Origin of the sequence: Prosthecobacter sp., from assembly GCF_044373815.1 — a bacterium.
In the GTDB taxonomy this organism is placed as follows: domain Bacteria; phylum Verrucomicrobiota; class Verrucomicrobiia; order Verrucomicrobiales; family Verrucomicrobiaceae; genus Prosthecobacter.
Window position 1 is genome coordinate 1 of the sequence record NZ_JBIPNG010000108.1, and the last position, 15,668, is coordinate 15,668.

Here is a 15,668-nt window from a genome sequence, read left to right on the forward strand (position 1 = left end):
AGACATTCCGCCCCTCAAATGCATCATGGGACGGCTCACGCCATTCATGCAACACGTTAGGGATCAAACGATTGGAGCACACGCCGGCATCCACAGAGCGAATGAGCAGGTCATGGGCTTGCACTTCACTGAGCTCTGCATCTTTGTAAGCGGCGATGCGTTTGTCCATCGAGTGCCATTTCGCCAGAAGCAGTCCAATGGAACGACTCACCAGTTGAGGCAGGTCACGATTGATGAACCGGGTGTGCTTCCGAGCGAACTTGATATCGCCATTGAACGAGAGGTTGTCACAGACGAAGACCGAGGCACCAGCAACAATGCCAGCGGGGAAGGTCTTGTCATGGCTGTTCCGAAGACCAACCACATAGCAATAATCGTCGTTGTTGGCTTTCTTGGCATGAATCTCCATCAAACCAAAATAGCGTTGGCCCTCATGGGACAACGAATGGGCTTGGGATCCGATACGCAGGTTGGTGGTCCTGAGGGTGTTTTGAACCTGGCTGATGAGCTGGTGATGAGGGATCGGACACCAGCTATTTGTGGAGCGTGGTGTCCTGACTTTACGCACTTCATCCAGTTCGACGTTTTGAGCGCCGCAGTGAAGGATGAGGTTGGGAATTTTACGGGTGGCGATGACGGGCAGAGGATCAAGGTTAGCAATCATGGTGGTGTTTTCCTTTTTGGTTATGAAAAAGCCCATGCCCCTCAATGAAGAAGGACATGGGCTTGGGTTTTGTCGTTGGGACGGTTTAAATCTTCAGCCCTTGGATGGACCGGAGAGTGGATCGGACAGACTGCATTTCCCTGGCGCTGGCTTTCTGATCCCGGTTGATGGTTTTCAGTTTCACGGACAGATCGCGCAGCAGGTTGAATCCATCGTTGAGCTTGTCACGAATGAGCAGGGTCATGTCGATGGCTTCTTCCACTTGTGTTTTCTGACCTTCTGAGGCTGGTGGTGTTTCAGGTGTGGGGTTGTTGAGCATGGGTTTCCTTTCTTGGGGTGGTGTGGGTGATGGAACATGCAGACGTGGAGCCGGTATGTTCACGGGTTTGGGTTGCTGGGTTTGTGGCTGGCCGGAATCCATGCGCAGAGGCATCACGATCATTTGTTTCGCTTTGGTATGGAACCTGAGCGGATGCATTGAATCGACGAGGCTGATCGCGTTCATCCCGTACCCGAAGGCTTTGATGAGGAACCGACGACTGAGGAAGATGCTCATCTCTGGGCCTTTTCCTTGGATGTCGGGGACAGGGACTCGTGTCCAGGGCTCGTTGTCACTGTCTTTGCCGAGGAGCAGGAATTGACCATCTCTCCATTCCAGTCCAATTGTTTGGTATCGGTCTGGGTCGTGACATGGAATGCGCTGAACCAGTTTGATGAGCGTTTCCAGCTTTGACGGGTCCAGGGTGATGTGGGTCTTGTCGTCGGCTGGATTTGGAACAGTCACACGCCAGTCAGGATATTTTCCCTGAATCTGACGAGTGATAAACCTCCAGCGCCGTGATGAGATCTGGAGGTGTTCGTTATCCGCTTTCATTTGCCATTCTCCGTCCTGGTTGAATTCCTTCCAGCCGAGGAACTTGTGAGTGGGAATGAGCACCGAAAGCTTGATTGGCAGGGTGAACGAGTTGGCACTGTAGAGATGCTTTCCGTCAGTTCCTACCACATTGAACGCCTTGGGGTTGCTGGCGTCGATGAAAGCGCCGTTGAGGATGTAGCGTGTTTCATCAGTGCTGGCACATTCAAGAGCCTGATGAAGCGATTCTCTGACAGATGGAGGCAATGGAACTGACTCGGTCTTGATCCTTGGAACCTGCGGGAATTGATCCACAGGAAACGGTTTGACCTTTGACGCGCCGAGGTTGTTGGCCAGGGCGAATCTGATAACGGTTCCTTCAGGTGTGGTTTCGATGAGAAGGCGCTCGTCCTTGCTGCAGTTTTTGGAGAGCTGCAGAAGTTGCTCATACGGAACAAGCACAGCCATAGGCGGACCTTCGGCTGGGTGTTCAAGGCGCATGGTGACGAAACGATCCAGATCGGTGCCGGTCAGAGCAATCCAACCGTCTGAGGTGCGCTCGACTTTGACATGGTGCAGGACAGGCAGAGTGGCTTTGGGGTTGATCACTTTACCGAGTCCTGCCAGAGCGGGTTTCAATTCCGCTATCGGTAGGGCAATTGGGTTCATGGGTTTTGGGGGTGAGGGTTGAACGCAAAAAGCCCATGCGCCGGATAAGACACATGGGCGTCGAGCGTGGGTGTATCGATTTTCAGAAGAAATCCCGCGGGGTCGTGTTTGCTGCGAGAATCAGTGCATCATGACGACGAATTTTGATCCGCCTCAGCTTTGTATTTGAGCTGGGCCGTGGTGCATTCGTCAGAGCGGATGTCTTCACGCAGTCCCAGGTAAACAGGCTGGTAGATGGAGCCTGATTCCTTGAATGCGTAGAGGTAACGACATTCCACGACAGAACCCGGTGAAGGCATGTCGTGGTTGGGTGGGATGGTGACGTTGCCGGCAGGACGCACTTTCTCACCGTCAAACAGGATCAAAGAGACGCTGCGCTTGTCATTCACCTTGGCGACGATGAATGAAGCAGTCTCAACGAACTTGTATTTTAGATGAGGGCCTCCGGCGTTGGGTCTGCCAGGGGTGAAGGGTGCATGCTTGTTCTTGAACACGACTCCTTCGCTGCCTCCGGCTTTGAGCTGTGTGAACCAGTTCATCAATCCAGGAGCCAGTTGTGAGGGCACCTTGTGGATATTGGGATGGTCGAAGGCGTAGAGCATGTCACGCAGCCGGAAATACCGAACTGAATATGCCATGGCCCGCAGATCTTCATGACCGATGCTGAGCAGGTCAAAGGCATGGAACTGATCCCCCACTGCTTCGCCGTCGAGGACGTAATCTCGTTGGTAGTTGGTGGCGCTGTTGACGATGGATTCAGGAACCGCAGTGGGAAAGCCCAAACGGTTGATGCCTGTGATGATGCCGCTTTCCTTTTTGATGAGGAGCCGGCGTCCATCTAGCTTTTCCTGCATCCAGTAGTCGGGATGAAAGAGGAACTGTTCAAGCTGCAGATCAGTGATGGGGTTGAGCAACTGACATTGGATGCCGGTGTGCTTTTTCGCTGACGTCGGATGCTGGATCTGTCCGGCATCATCACCAGGGAGATAGCCTTTGGCGGTTTTCTCCTGGATGAGCTTGTCGTAGATCCGTTTGGCTTGGCTGTGATCGACCGGGCTTTGAGTTTTGGTGCCGGTGCTGAGTGTTGAGCCACGACGGCCATACGCAAAATGAACCATGAAGCCTTCGCCTTGTGGACGAATGCTGGCTTGATACACCTTGTCGGATGAGCCCTCGCGGAAATAGAGGGTGATGCTTTCCATATTTTTGAAATGAAAAGGGCCGAACAATCCTGTTACAGATTATTCGGCCCTCGGGTTTTGTTGTTGGGGATTGTGCTAGTAGTTGTTGTAGGGGTCTCGTCGGCTGCTTCGAATGCGCATCTCAAGGATGGCACGGCCGATGTATATCATTCCACACACCAGGAGAATGCAGAGGAGCACCGACAGTGGGAACATCACAAAGCTGGACATTGTGCTAGTGAGTATTGCCACCCACCCCTTGACCTGTGCGAGACCCAAAGTGACCAGCGGTGCCACCATGATTACCGGAATGGCAATGGCGATGGCAATACGTGCATTCATTTTGGTAAACTCGCGCAAATGACCGGAAGGCGAAAGCCCGTGTTCCAGCGTGGTGAGGATGAACCTGAACACCTCGGCAGCTCTTTCGATGCCGCTGAGATGTGGGAGCTCATGATCGACCAAGGGAGATGGCATAGGTCTAGGCCGCCAGTGTTGTGTGATTATTCGTTTCAGTCGCTTGGCCCATGTGGGGTTTGCGACCGTTGAGTGATGGTGCGGAAGGGGTTGATCCTCCCATTCGTCGTGCTGATTCATAGAAGTGTTGGCGGGTTTTGGAGCCTAAGGCGGTTCCGATGATGAGGAGGAAGGCGCAGCCAACAGCGAGGGAACCGGCTGCAATGCGCCAGTGATCCAGGTTGATGGACTGTGACAAGAGACGGGATTCCAAGACTCCGATTCGCTCTTTGGCTTCATTGAGGAGTTCAGTGTCTTTGGAAAACCAACCTGCGTGTGCTTGTGGTGAGAACAGGAGCAGGCCGATGATGAGAATAAGGAGGTGTTTCATTTGGGTGGTGGGTTGGGGTGTATAAAAGGGGTGAACCTCGATGAAGAGATCCACCCCCTTTAAAGGTTTCAGTGCCAGCGTCTGCATTCACCGAAGTACTCGCAACCCATGCAGGCGAAGCTGGGCGATGGATAAAACTCGGTTCGACCCAGTTCCTCGTAGTAGTTGTCCATGAGGTGAAACAGGCGGTGTTCCTGTTGTTGCGTCATGGGAGGAAGGTCAGTGATGCAGAGCTTGGGATTCTTCAGTTTGACCAGGTGATGCAGTTGAATGCCGGTTTCCTTTTTGCCGGTGTTGTGGCGGTAGAGGATGGCATAAGCGCTGGTCTGGGTTTCGTGGAGGTGCTCGACTGATGCTGCGTTGGGTGTCGAGGAACTGGTTTTGAAGTCGATGATGGTGCCTTGTTGGACCAGATCGAGAATGCCGATAAGGCGTGGAAGCCCTTGGTGGCTCAGGTCGGCTTCAATGGACACTTCTACGGCGTCAGGTTTTGTGAGCGCCATGGAAGCACTTTGCCTGATGTAGGTGTCAAGAAGTCGCCAGCCTGTGGTTTTTTCGTCATCTTCTTCGCCGGGTTCCCATTTGACGGAACCTTCGGAATCGTCCGCCCATGCCTTTGAGAACTCGTCGTGTAGTTCCTTCAGCGAGAGCGGTTTATTGAGCCAGCGTGCTTTGTTCCATGCCTTCAAAGCAGAGTGAACAGAATTGCCGAGATGGAGCGCAGCCGTTTTGGGTTTCTTGAGCTTGAGCACGTAGCGGAAATAGAACTTCAGCCGGCATTGCAGAAACAAAGACAGCCGAGAGGCCGAAACTGTATTCTGCAAGCCGGTGATGATGTCCTTCACGCTGGGCTCTTTGGGTGGAGCTTCAGCGAGCGTGTTCATGCTGCTTGGTGGTTGGTGGGTTGTTGTTGCTGCCAGCGTGTTTGACGTGGCGCTGGTTTACCTGCCTTGAGAAGCAGATCTTCGATGAGCTGTGACGCCTGCATCTTGTTGAGCTGCTTGACGCCAATACCGAAGAGCTGCTGGGACAGATCTTCGGCTACCGGCTTCGTGATGCTGGGGTTCTCATTGACGATGCGAAGGATGAATCCCTTCTGACCGTCTGTGCAGTTCCAGGCATCACTCTGCTGGTGTTGACCGTTGCTGTGCTGACGACCATTGCCGTTGAGCTGGTAGGTGCGTCCATTCTGCTGCTGATGACCGTTCCCATTTGATTGAGGACGGCCATTGGCTTCAGGAACAAAGCCGGGGTGTTGGATTTCCTGATCGACGCTTTGTTGCAGAAGGGCGTAAAGCTTCTGCACTTCGGCTTCGACCTGGCTGATGTCGGTGAGTTCGACTTCGACGGATGCAGAGAAGCTGTGGCTCGAATATTGAGGGAGCCCGAGCTTCTTGCTGTAGTTTGCACTGAGCTTGATTGCCATGGTGTTAGAGGTGCTGAGTTTGGTGGTGTGATGAAGGCACGAAAAAAGCCAGACCGAGAAGGCCTGGCTTGATGCGTGGGATTGTGTGCTGCTTTGAGTTCTATGCCGCTTTTGACAGCTCAGAACGTGGTGGTGGTGTGATGTCCGCTGAATGCAGAGTCGTCGCTGTAATCCATCCAGGGGAACCACGAAGGGCATTGAGCAGAAGATCGTCCGTGAGTTTTGTCATGGGGATCTTTCTGTTCTTTGCCTCGTGATACAGGACGGCCACAAGAAACCTGCTCATGCGCGGAGAATAATGACGTGGTTTTGCCATGGTGTCTCCTGAATGTGGATGATCGTGAAGGGGACCAACGCGATCATTATAATATACCCGAATCCCGATGTTCTCAGGAGGGGGGCTATTCGTTTGGAGGTGTGGCACCCGATTGAGGAGCCGTGGCCGATTGGACCGCCTGAACGAATTTTGCCGACATCCAACGTTTAACGAATGGATACAGCATATAGGCCAGAACGCAGAGGCCAAGCAGAGTGTACATTGGCACGAGTGCAACACCAGCAAGACAGACCCAGAACGTAATAGCTCTTGGGTAGTTGTTAAAGGCCCTGGAGATTAAATGGATGATGGCGATATAATTGACTATCAGCACCAACCAGAAGAAGCCGTTCGCAATTTGAAGGTGAGACATGCCATCATCCCCTTGTTGCACTGCGAAGAGATGGGTGTCCTTGCACAGGCTCACGAGTATGTTGGCGACGATTATGCAGTAGATGGCCAGAGCGCCGAGCCATTTGGTCTTGGGTGGGATATTTTCGAAATGGATGCTATCGAGGTTCATTTGCTTGAGGTGTGTTGATGGTTTGATGAGAATTGGAGAATCCATTGCTCAATCTGCTATACCCGGAACGAGCTGAACTTTAGAGGGGGGGGAGTCTGGCTGTGCCGATCACTGCCTCTGGTTTTCGTTGATCTTCTTCTCAACGCTGTCGAGCTTGCGCGACACTTCATCGAGCTTGTCGATAACGTCTTTAATTTTGAAAGCGGAAATGAGCCAATCTCTGAAATACCCGAGAATGGCACACAAGATCCCAACGACGATCGCGATACAGATGCCTATGGACAATTCCTCCCCCCAACCCATTGCAAGAAAGCTGAACATTTTCATATCGGTTTGAGGGTCATTTGTTTGCCGCCCGGACGCAGTAAAGGATCAGCTCCATCATCGGCTTGGGCAGATAGAGACGGACTGCTTCAAGTGGTTTCCAATTTGTCCCCCTGCTTCCTGAATTGGTCAGGTCAGGATTCATGAGGAGGCTGTCGATTCTGAGCACGTCCACTGGTCCTTTTGGCTGTCCGTAGCTGTATGTGGCGCTATATTCGTGCCAGCCATACTTGTCTTCAAAGGAAGGCTTGTGGTCGATCCAGAGCCGTTTGCTGGCCTTCGTTCGAGAAAGAACAAAATCATAGCAGTGCCAGTCAGTGCTCTTGTAAGGCGCGTGAACCTGATCGGCCTTTGGAGATTCCGTCACAAGCTGAATTGCCACCACCTGATCAGCCTTATCGACAACGATGTAGAGCTTATTAAAGTGACCGTCGAAATTCCCGTCGAAGACATAATGGGAGAATGAGTCTTTGGGGAAACCAGCGCAACCCACCTTGTTTTTGGCGACGACCTTTTGAATGAGATTGAGCTTTTCCTTGGCTTCCGCGTAGGGCATCAAATACGTGACCCCCTGATAGATGGAGATTCTCGGAGTGGAAGAGATGTCGGCTGAAGGCTGGGCAAATGGAGAGAGCAGAGCACCCAGATCTTTCATCGTTGCACTGCCTCCTTGAATCGGAGTTTGCCATCCTCGATCCAAAACTATGGTGCCTGGTGGAATTGGAGGTGTTTGGGCAAATCCTACTGATGAAAGGAATGCGAAGGAAACGGCAAGGAAAACGGTAGTGATGTTCATGGCGGCTATTTCAAAACTCGCCACCAAGAAGGCGGGATCTGAGAAATCCCGCCATGGTGACCGGAGAGTTAAGAAGCCGCGCGAACACGACCGCGACGGCCTTTAGCCGCGAGGCCTGGACATAACCGCCGCCTCCCGGCCATTATTCATGGTCTGGAAGCGACATGTTTCCGGCACATGTCCGCCGGTTCGTGCGAGGTTCTTAAGCCCCGGTTCTGGTCTCCCAGAACTGTTCAAATGCTAACGGGGAGCAGGACGCAGTAAAGGAATTTCTCGATATTCACGCCAGAGTCTTGTGCTTAAACCATCTGCAATGAAGGCGCCCTTACAATGGACAGGAGTGCACACTGCCTGCTATTTTTACTGCTGCGCAAAACCAACACACCTACTCCCCGCCCACATGAAGAGAATATTAGGAATCATTCAGACTATCGCGGGAATTGTTACGGGTTTGGCGGCATGGCTTCTCTGGCTAAATATGGTTACGCCTGCGCAAAAACGTTCTCAGGAAATGACGCAGACCCTGAACTCCCTACGCAGCGCGCTTGCACAGCTGCAGCCACAAGTGACCCGAATTCCAGAGACCTCCAAAGTCACAGCTAGGGGCTTGAACGATTTAGCAGATAACCTAATAAGCATTGGCAGCCAAATTGACCATCTTCTTGACGTATCCACAGGAACTGTCGAGGCAATTACGAAGGCATCGCCTGCGCTCGATGACGCGGCAAAGGGCCTGGATTTAGTGGCTAATATCACAGCTTACATACCTGGAAAAGATGTGCTGAATGAAAGAACCAAATAATATGAGGATGCCAAAAACATTCGCGGACTGCGAAAATCAGTAGATGCAAGCCTTCTAGAAAGCAAAACCGCTCTCAAAGAAATTAAACCTCAACTCCGTGACAGCCTGAATACAACGGCCCATCTACTGCGACGATATGCCAGTGATTTGAAACTCATGGAGTCTTCTGTGCTTCCAATTATTCCCCCGTTATTGGAGAAAACCTCCACGTCTGTCGCAGGCCTCACAGAAAGCGTTTCTCAGGCATCTGAGGTGCTCAAATTGCTATGCATCACCCTCGGCGCTATTGGCATAGCATTCTGTTGTTCTGGAGCAGCTCGTATATTATCGTGATCTGAGCATATTATTTTCAAAGCGCGAGCGAAAGCACATAAAGCAAATGAATCAGGCACGAGTTCTATCGAATGAAGAACCCAATGACAAATTTAGCAAACATCCAGCGTGAACGACGACAAGAGACGTGCGACTTGCAGCATTTGATCTCACCGCAATGTCTGCCTCATTTTTCTACCACCTCCCAATATTCATTTTCTACGAAACGCGCAAACTTCTCAGTATAAAACGTTTCTCGATAGTGTCCGTCTTCATCGAGAATGTAAAAACTACCATCATTCTTCATCACGGCGCTATACTTCATATTGGCTTCGTAGGGTGCCTTGAAGCAATAAGCTATCCCATCTTTCTCGCATACCCTGTTGAATACGGAATAGATAAAGAGGACCCGCGCTTGACGGAGGATCTCGTTGGCCTCGGAGATGAATTCTAGATACCCCTTGGGGTCACCTATTGTTGCCATGTCAAAGTCGTCCTTCAGTGGCCTGATATTGTCAGTCCACGGCTTTTCCTCGAAGTGATTGGAGATAGATTCGATCTCTCGGGCTAGCTTCTGGATTTCGTCTTGCTTCATAACAAATATTTTTCTGGCTGACGTCTAAGATGCGTCGATGACCGTAAAACTCCGCTGAATCGCTCGATGACTACCAGACGTTGTCACCAGCTTTTTGCCCTCCATTATTGATCATGGTAGTGGTCGCGACTCGTCTGAAACTGTTAAGGACTGCTGGGTTTGCAGTGGTGCCAAACGTTGAAGCAAATTCCGAGTAGCCGCAGTCATTATATCCGATCCAGAGGCTTTGGCGCGTGCCTGCTCCAGTAAAATATTCTGCGCTGTCTCACGTTCCGAGGGATCTATCTTATTCCACCATCCATTTTCGTCCTTCAGAACGTGAATCTTGCTCATTTCACACGAGATCAACTTGGGTTGTTGGTGTCGGAGAGTAACTGCCTTTCCGTCGGGAGAAAAGTCGATTGAGAACGACTCATCGACCGCGAAACCTGCCTTCGCTGTAAAATCCCCCTTCAGTTCAAGACGTTTGGTGCTACCTGCCCAAGCCACCTCATAGATGTATGTGTGCTCAAATGTCTTCGACGCAGTAACGATTTCAGTCAGCTCGGTGGATGGTCCAAAAACGGTGTTGGTTCCAACAGTGACCCTTGGCTCGAAACCTAGAGCACGACGAACAGCCTTTGCGTTTCGCTTCACAATCTCAATACCGCGTTCAACCGCATCAATGGCTCCATCCTTGGTAGCTCCAGCAGTCTCCTGAACGCCCTTGAATGACTTCTCATAGAGAAAATATGCCCCTGTGAGCGCCACCGTTAAAACCAGTGCTACCGAGATGCCTTTGGCGAGAGTGTTTCGTGCTGAGGGAGTGCTCATCTTCGGCAAACAGTAGGGATGGTGAACAAGTTGCAAGGTTAATCAGCGACTTTATCGCTTCCCTCTATGGATGCAAATTAGGGAGAGCGTTCATGCGAATTATTTCGCTTTACTACGTTGCCGGTCAACAGAATGCGACTGTGCAATAAGCCTCTGAGGGCAACCAATGCGTTTAAGACGGCAGAACTGAATGTGTCCTGAGCGCGAGATCTGACAGCCGTTATGCCTGAACGCCAGAGGACTGCAAAATGTGGAACCATCACGCTCTTGCTGTTAATGATCTCACTATGCAAAATGACCAACGTCAGGGAGCTCGCCGGACTGATTGCCATTGTGAGTGTGATTCGTCCGGGCGCGTCCAATGGCTCCAAAAAACTCAGTATCACAAGGCGGTATCAGGGCCTGGAACCGGTTCATTAACCGCACCCCTCACTGCCTTGCAATGCATCTGGATAAAGCGAAGCCGAAAATAAGATGTGATTCACGATCATGCAGCAGCGCCATCATCATCCTGAGTTTGGCATAATCTTTGGTTATTAATTTCAGCAGAACGTGCATGGAGCTGCAGCAACGGTTAAGAAACCGTTGCTGCTGCATATCCACACACTGCACTAAACAACTGCAGCAGAGGTGCAAAATGCTGCTGCTGCACTACTGCACCTCATTTTCGGTGGTGATGGTTTTGTCGTTGAAACCCTTCCTATCACAACGGAATTTGCCGGCATGGAGGCAGTTCAGACATCTCTCAAGCAACTGAAATTGTTCCAAATCGAGAATCCGCTCTCGGTTCGGCTGGGGTCTGACTTCTTTCGTTCACTGCCGTCTGTGCCTGGGGTCTATTTCTTTTACGGCAAAGATGGCGAGCTGCTTTACATCGGCCAGTCTTTGGACCTGAGAGCACGTATTGGCAGCTACAGGCATGTGACTCCGGAGAAAAACCCCAAGCGAACACTGAAACTGGTGCATCGAGTGGAAGGAATGTGCCACGCAAACCGAAGCCATCGAGCTTGAGCGCGTGCTGCTTCTGGAACATCGACCACCGTTTAATCGTGCCGGCGTCTGGAAGGGGGACCCATGGTGGCTGAAAATTGAAGCCAGATCGGACAGGCTGAATCTTGAACTGGTTCGTGAGGAAAATGGCACAGCCCCTCAACCGCCCCCCCCCTCAAAGCCGGGGATAGAGTGAGGCGATCCTCTCAACGCCAGTCGCTGGTGCCAGACCCGCAACCCGAATGCGAGGAATGCAGCGAATCCGAATACCACGCCACCATCGAAGAAGAACTGCCCGTCAGCATGGTCGAGCTCGCAGACCTCGTACTCGAGTTCATCATTGAAGAACTGGGTTAGATTCGAACGATTAAGATGGTCGGCCGATTTTTTGTGTTTTGATTTGCACAAGGTTTCCGGCAACCACACGGATTGTGGAAAGCAGGACATGAAAAAAGAGAAGCTTACATCGCGGCGTAGCCCCAAGGCGAGACCTATAAACGTTAAAAATGGACCGCGCTTTGACGCATTTGACCTCAAGGTGATAGCAATCACCGCAATGGCTATAGACCACGTCGGCGCACTGATTTACCCCGAAGCTCTCTGGCTGCGCGTCATCGGCCGCTTAGCGATGCCCATCATCGCATTTCTCCTTGTCGAGGGCTATCACCACACGCGGCACCTTGGTCGCTACCTGCTGCGATTGCTCCTATTTGCACTGTTGGCCCAGCCTTTCTATCGCTTGGTTTTCCCGCACGGACTCAACGTACTTTTTGATCTGTTACTGGGACTGTGTGTGATCTGGGCAGTGGAGCGTATCCACTCGCGTTGGCTCGTGGCGGCTTTGCTATTCGTTGTGAGTATTGCTGGTTTTTACATCGCCTTGGATTGGTGGCATCTTGGCATTTTAATGGTCTTTGTATTCCATGCCACTCGGGGACACTTCGGCTGGACGGTCGCAGCGCTGGGTGGCTTATTGCTAGCGAATGCAGGTTTTTTTGCCGTCGTCAGCGCGCGCACAGGAGATCCGAGTTACCAGTTGATCAACTTCATCAACCTCGGCTGCATGTTGGCACTTCCTCTCCTGAGCCGTCACAACGGTCAAAGAGGGCGCGACTGGCGCTACCTCTTCTACACCTTTTACCCGGCCCACCTGTTGGTCATTTACGCAATTATGCATTAGCTGAAGAGCGAAGACCATGGGCATCCCCCCGGCTTCAGGAAACGCAATACTCAGCGCGACTTGGCCGCAGCCGCTGCTCGGCGCAGCTTGTCGCGGGATTGCACCGTTTTCTGATGGCTTATCCCATAGCAGACTTCACAAATGTTCAGCGATCTCTGCAGTGCGACCATCGCCTCTTGGGCGTATGTTTGACGTGCATCGCGTGGCATGGCGGGCGTCGTGGTGACCACTTCGTTAAGTGACTGCGCGAAGGCCTCCAGGTAATTGGCAAGCGGCGGGTACTCAGGCAGAACCGCACTGGCGATTTCGACCAAGGCCCGCGCGTAACGTTCCTTGGCCGCGTAGTCCTTGAGCGACGAACAACAATTGATGAGCGGAAGATAACAATTAAAAACGAGAGAGTGGGAAGGAGGGAGGCAGGCAATGGCCGATCTTAACAACGATTCAAATGTGTGGCGTAGCGAAGCCGCTGCCCCACCAGCCAATCCCTGAGAATATTCGAGCATCGCCTTTTGCAAGCGCTCGCGCAATGGTGTGAGGTAAGTGTCGAGAAGGTGTCCGTAGGTGCAGCCCGCGTGGCAAACTGAGCACTCCCATTTGGCACTGCGGTCGCCCAACCGGTCCGTAAGCACATTGCATTGATGCAATAAACCAGAACATCCCTTCGTCTGGTCGCACAGGATGGCGGAAACAAATGGTTCAGCACCGATGAGGCGGGCTTCCTCATCGCCAACCGGAGTCTGATCACAACGTCGGCAGTGACATTTGAAAGACTTGCTCAACCACAGTTCAGCCAGGCGTTCATCGCGTGACGCGTAAAGCTCCGTGTAATTTACGCAAAGCTCTTCACCTTCGCGCACAGTGCGCAGGAGGCGAAATACCAACTGCGCCCCCTCATTGGTGTACGTGCAGTTGGGCAAACACGAGTGGTTGAAGATAGAGCCCAGCGGGAAGAGTCCAAAGCCAAAGGATTCATCGGTGTGACTCGCGCGGTTGAGGCCGTGTGCATTAGCATTAATCTGGGAGGCCCACGTGAAGAAAAGGTCGATCGGAGGACGGATTTCTTCTGGCAGTTTGTTGCATAGGGATGTCGCCAACGCCCGTAAGCTGCGGCGCGACGCAGAATCCGATGCTCCAGCGTTGCTGAGCATCTGAGAAAATGCCTCGGGACCAGCCTCGAAAGCCAACGGATCGGAACCTAGCGTTTCGCGCTCCTTTGGGCACTGGCGGGGCGGCAGACCGGCAGCGCGCTTTGCAACAAGCGCAAGAAGGGCTTGCACCAATTCGAGAGGACATTGATGCCGGGCCGCGATTGTTGCCGCGTCGCCAAGAATTGCACAGATTGGCTGGTGCAGCGTGGCATGTTCATCACGACACTTTTTTGAGCAATAGCGCGCATGCCCGCCACAACCTTGACAGATCACCCAACGAGCATGGGATGACTTGGAGGGTGTGAATTCGTTTGCGCACGAGTGACACACCAACTCTCTACCTAGCCCCGTGGGAATCCAGATATGACTCACCTCTCGCAGCAAAAGAGTGCCGGGCGGCTTTTCTGTGAGCGCATGAGTTGCAATGGCATGCCTGCCCAGTGTAGCAGAACAGCCGATCTTGAAAAGGAACTCCGGTGAGTCTGCGACACGTGCAGTGAGAACATCGGCGAGAGGGGCATGCTCCTGGGTAACGCGCTGAAACACTCGGCGAAGAGCACCACGACACCAGTGGATCAGTGATAACGACATGACTTGGTGGGGGAATCCATCCTGCCGCAAAATGGCAGCTCAGCGCGGCTTTTAACCAGACGAACACTGGCACAAGCTCGAAATATGAAGCAGCGCCGATCAATAAAGCGTGTGATCATGCACCTCGACTACAAAGATATAGTCCAGAGCAACGACACCCAAGCGCTCGAATCGCCGCCCTCGGTGGTGCCATTGAGTCGTAATTTGACAGTGCCTAACTCGGTGAGGGCAGTGACACCAATCGAGCCAAGCATCCAAGTGTCATCAGCGTTCGACATCATTAAGCTGAAGTTGGATCCCGATGATAGACCATTCACGGCGGAATTTCTCTCACTCAATTGTTGGTAAAGGCCGACTTCTCCAGTCACTGCCATGGAAGGATTGATTTCGTAAAGCATGTTCAGACCTGCTCGCCCTTCGATGGAGTGATCGTTGCGGGAAGCATAGACGGCAGGAGCCGCGCCCCCCGATTCGCTATAGCCGTGGACCTGTGATTCAATAAAAGACAAGTCGACGTAGGGTGAGAATTTGCAGCCTGCGACAGCGAACGAATTTTCCCAGTCAACTCGTGCGCGAAATGCCGATGTCGCCACATCGGTCTCGCCCTTTGAATTGTCCGTTGCCAATCCGGTATTGTATGCGCGCATTATTTCCGCATCGGATTGATTGTAATAGCCAGTCAATGTCATCCATGCATTCGAGCCTAGCACTTTCGCCGGAAGGATTAATTCCCCCAGCAGATAATCGCCGCGCAGTTTCTGGGTGCCTCCCAAGTAGGTATCGTGATCGCTCCACGATTTCCCCAAGCCAATACCGAGTTGGATTCCAGAAGAACTCAAGACGCGCGAGGCACCGATTTCAGCGATGCCCAAACTACCATCACGCTGAGCATACTGATCCTCCCCCCAATCGCCGCCGACCCAAACCGCATAGCCCTTCCCCGGAGCGACACGATAATCCATCGGATGCCCATGCAGCCCGTGCAAGACCATCCCTCCGGTGCGCATTGCCGTACGAGAAATTTGAGCCTGTTCCGTCAAACTCTGTTCATCCAAGCGGATTCGAAGCACCAGATGCAGGGTGGATTCCTTCAGGATATTGTAATCCGCGAGTGTCCTGCCATCCTCCAGTTGTTTGCCCGCAAAAATAAGCCGTTGTTGATCGGGAGGAATACCTTCCTTGTCTTGGATCTTCTGCTTCACATTCTCGATACTGTCGGATGAGTCCACATCGAGCGTAATCGTCTTCCCCGTCAACGTTTTGACGAAGATTTGCATGCTTGCATCGGCCTCTGGCACCAAAGCGATGCCAAAGATTATGGTGAATAACCAAATGATTTTGTTCATATTTAGTCTGCTCTGAAATTGCTTTTGAGTGTGCCGGGTCGAGTTGGCCCTGGATGTGGAACGGGGACGGGGTGTGAGGGGGGCTGTCCAGCTCATGACTTGCGAGGAAATGTCGCGGTACCTGGATGCAGCTCAGATCGACATTGTCGGCACATCAATCAGAGAATATACTTCAACCGGATCGGGCTGTCCCTTGACGGGGTGGATGCCGACATTCTGGTAAAGATGGTGGCCCTCCTGCCAGTCCTTTAAGAAGGGGGCGCCGGCAAGCACGGGCACCTGTAGCTTG

At 52.3% G+C, this 15,668-nt stretch carries 18 protein-coding genes; 4 read left to right on the forward strand and 14 right to left on the reverse strand.

Annotated elements, in window-relative coordinates:
• The 10 genes from ACIREA_RS11310 to ACIREA_RS11355 all read right to left on the reverse strand — a co-directional run.
• Positions 1-700, reverse strand: a 700-nt coding sequence (locus ACIREA_RS11310) for a DUF932 domain-containing protein (protein ID WP_397382382.1), incomplete at its 3' end; no start/stop codon positions are given.
• 49 nt (positions 701-749) lie between these two features.
• Positions 750-2,186: a DNA polymerase III subunit beta gene (locus ACIREA_RS11315; protein WP_397382383.1), complete on the reverse strand. Its 1,437-nt coding sequence runs from the start codon at positions 2,184-2,186 to the stop codon at positions 750-752.
• 128 nt (positions 2,187-2,314) lie between these two features.
• The gene (locus tag ACIREA_RS11320) at positions 2,315-3,388 is read right to left on the reverse strand and encodes a WGR domain-containing protein (RefSeq protein WP_397382384.1); all 1,074 of its coding nucleotides are present in this window, start codon (positions 3,386-3,388) and stop codon (positions 2,315-2,317) included.
• 75 nt (positions 3,389-3,463) lie between these two features.
• The gene (locus ACIREA_RS11325) at positions 3,464-3,844 is read right to left on the reverse strand and encodes a hypothetical protein (protein ID WP_397382385.1); all 381 of its coding nucleotides are present in this window, start codon (positions 3,842-3,844) and stop codon (positions 3,464-3,466) included.
• Positions 3,845-3,848: 4 nt separating this feature from the next.
• Positions 3,849-4,301 carry a hypothetical protein gene (locus tag ACIREA_RS11330; protein WP_397382386.1) on the reverse strand — a complete coding sequence of 151 codons (453 nt, stop codon included), beginning with the start codon at positions 4,299-4,301 and terminating at the stop codon, positions 3,849-3,851.
• Positions 4,283-5,098, reverse strand: a complete 816-nt coding sequence (locus ACIREA_RS11335) for a RecB family exonuclease (RefSeq protein ID WP_397382387.1) — start codon at positions 5,096-5,098, stop codon at positions 4,283-4,285. Before ACIREA_RS11335 ends, ACIREA_RS11330 begins: the two co-directional genes overlap by 19 nt.
• Positions 5,095-5,640, reverse strand: coding sequence for a hypothetical protein (locus ACIREA_RS11340; RefSeq protein WP_397382388.1), 546 nt, complete (start codon positions 5,638-5,640; stop codon positions 5,095-5,097). The genes ACIREA_RS11335 and ACIREA_RS11340 overlap by 4 nt, the downstream gene beginning before the upstream one ends.
• Before the next feature lie 401 nt (positions 5,641-6,041).
• The gene (locus ACIREA_RS11345) at positions 6,042-6,524 is read right to left on the reverse strand and encodes a hypothetical protein (protein ID WP_397382389.1); all 483 of its coding nucleotides are present in this window, start codon (positions 6,522-6,524) and stop codon (positions 6,042-6,044) included.
• Positions 6,525-6,587: 63 nt separating this feature from the next.
• Complete coding sequence (locus ACIREA_RS11350) at positions 6,588-6,806, reverse strand: hypothetical protein (protein WP_397382390.1); 219 nt, start codon at positions 6,804-6,806, stop codon at positions 6,588-6,590.
• Between the two features lie 13 nt (positions 6,807-6,819).
• Positions 6,820-7,599, reverse strand: coding sequence for a hypothetical protein (locus tag ACIREA_RS11355; protein ID WP_397382391.1), 780 nt, complete (start codon positions 7,597-7,599; stop codon positions 6,820-6,822).
• Positions 7,600-7,999: 400 nt separating this feature from the next.
• Here ACIREA_RS11355 and ACIREA_RS11360 point away from each other — a divergent pair, with 400 nt between their 5' ends.
• A complete protein-coding gene (locus ACIREA_RS11360) occupies positions 8,000-8,401 on the forward strand; it encodes a hypothetical protein (RefSeq protein WP_397382392.1) in 402 nt (133 codons plus the stop codon).
• A 499-nt stretch (positions 8,402-8,900) separates the two neighbouring features.
• Here the strand turns inward: ACIREA_RS11360 and ACIREA_RS11365 are convergent, their stop codons facing one another.
• Entirely contained in the window at positions 8,901-9,308 is a 408-nt protein-coding gene (locus tag ACIREA_RS11365; protein ID WP_397382393.1) for a hypothetical protein, read from the reverse strand.
• Positions 9,309-9,419: 111 nt separating this feature from the next.
• Entirely contained in the window at positions 9,420-10,121 is a 702-nt protein-coding gene (locus tag ACIREA_RS11370) for a DUF4230 domain-containing protein (RefSeq protein WP_397382394.1), read from the reverse strand.
• Between the two features lie 630 nt (positions 10,122-10,751).
• Here ACIREA_RS11370 and ACIREA_RS11375 point away from each other — a divergent pair.
• From ACIREA_RS11375 to ACIREA_RS11385, 3 genes are all read left to right on the forward strand, one after another.
• Positions 10,752-11,132, forward strand: a complete 381-nt coding sequence (locus ACIREA_RS11375) for a GIY-YIG nuclease family protein (protein ID WP_397382395.1) — start codon at positions 10,752-10,754, stop codon at positions 11,130-11,132.
• Positions 11,133-11,303: 171 nt separating this feature from the next.
• On the forward strand, positions 11,304-11,468 hold the full coding sequence (locus ACIREA_RS11380; protein ID WP_397382396.1) for a hypothetical protein: 165 nt from the start codon (positions 11,304-11,306) through the stop codon (positions 11,466-11,468).
• Positions 11,469-11,556: 88 nt separating this feature from the next.
• A complete protein-coding gene (locus tag ACIREA_RS11385; protein WP_397382397.1) occupies positions 11,557-12,291 on the forward strand; it encodes a TraX family protein in 735 nt (244 codons plus the stop codon).
• Between the two features lie 50 nt (positions 12,292-12,341).
• On the opposite strand, the gene ACIREA_RS11390 is transcribed toward ACIREA_RS11385, so the two are convergent.
• Together ACIREA_RS11390 and ACIREA_RS11395 are read right to left on the reverse strand one after the other, a co-directional pair.
• Positions 12,342-14,033 (reverse strand): SET and MYND domain-containing protein, encoded by a 1,692-nt coding sequence (locus ACIREA_RS11390; protein ID WP_397382398.1) that lies wholly within the window; start codon positions 14,031-14,033, stop codon positions 12,342-12,344.
• Between the two features lie 128 nt (positions 14,034-14,161).
• The gene (locus ACIREA_RS11395) at positions 14,162-15,379 is read right to left on the reverse strand and encodes a ubiquitin-like protein (RefSeq protein WP_397382399.1); all 1,218 of its coding nucleotides are present in this window, start codon (positions 15,377-15,379) and stop codon (positions 14,162-14,164) included.
• Positions 15,380-15,668 lie beyond the last annotated feature (289 nt).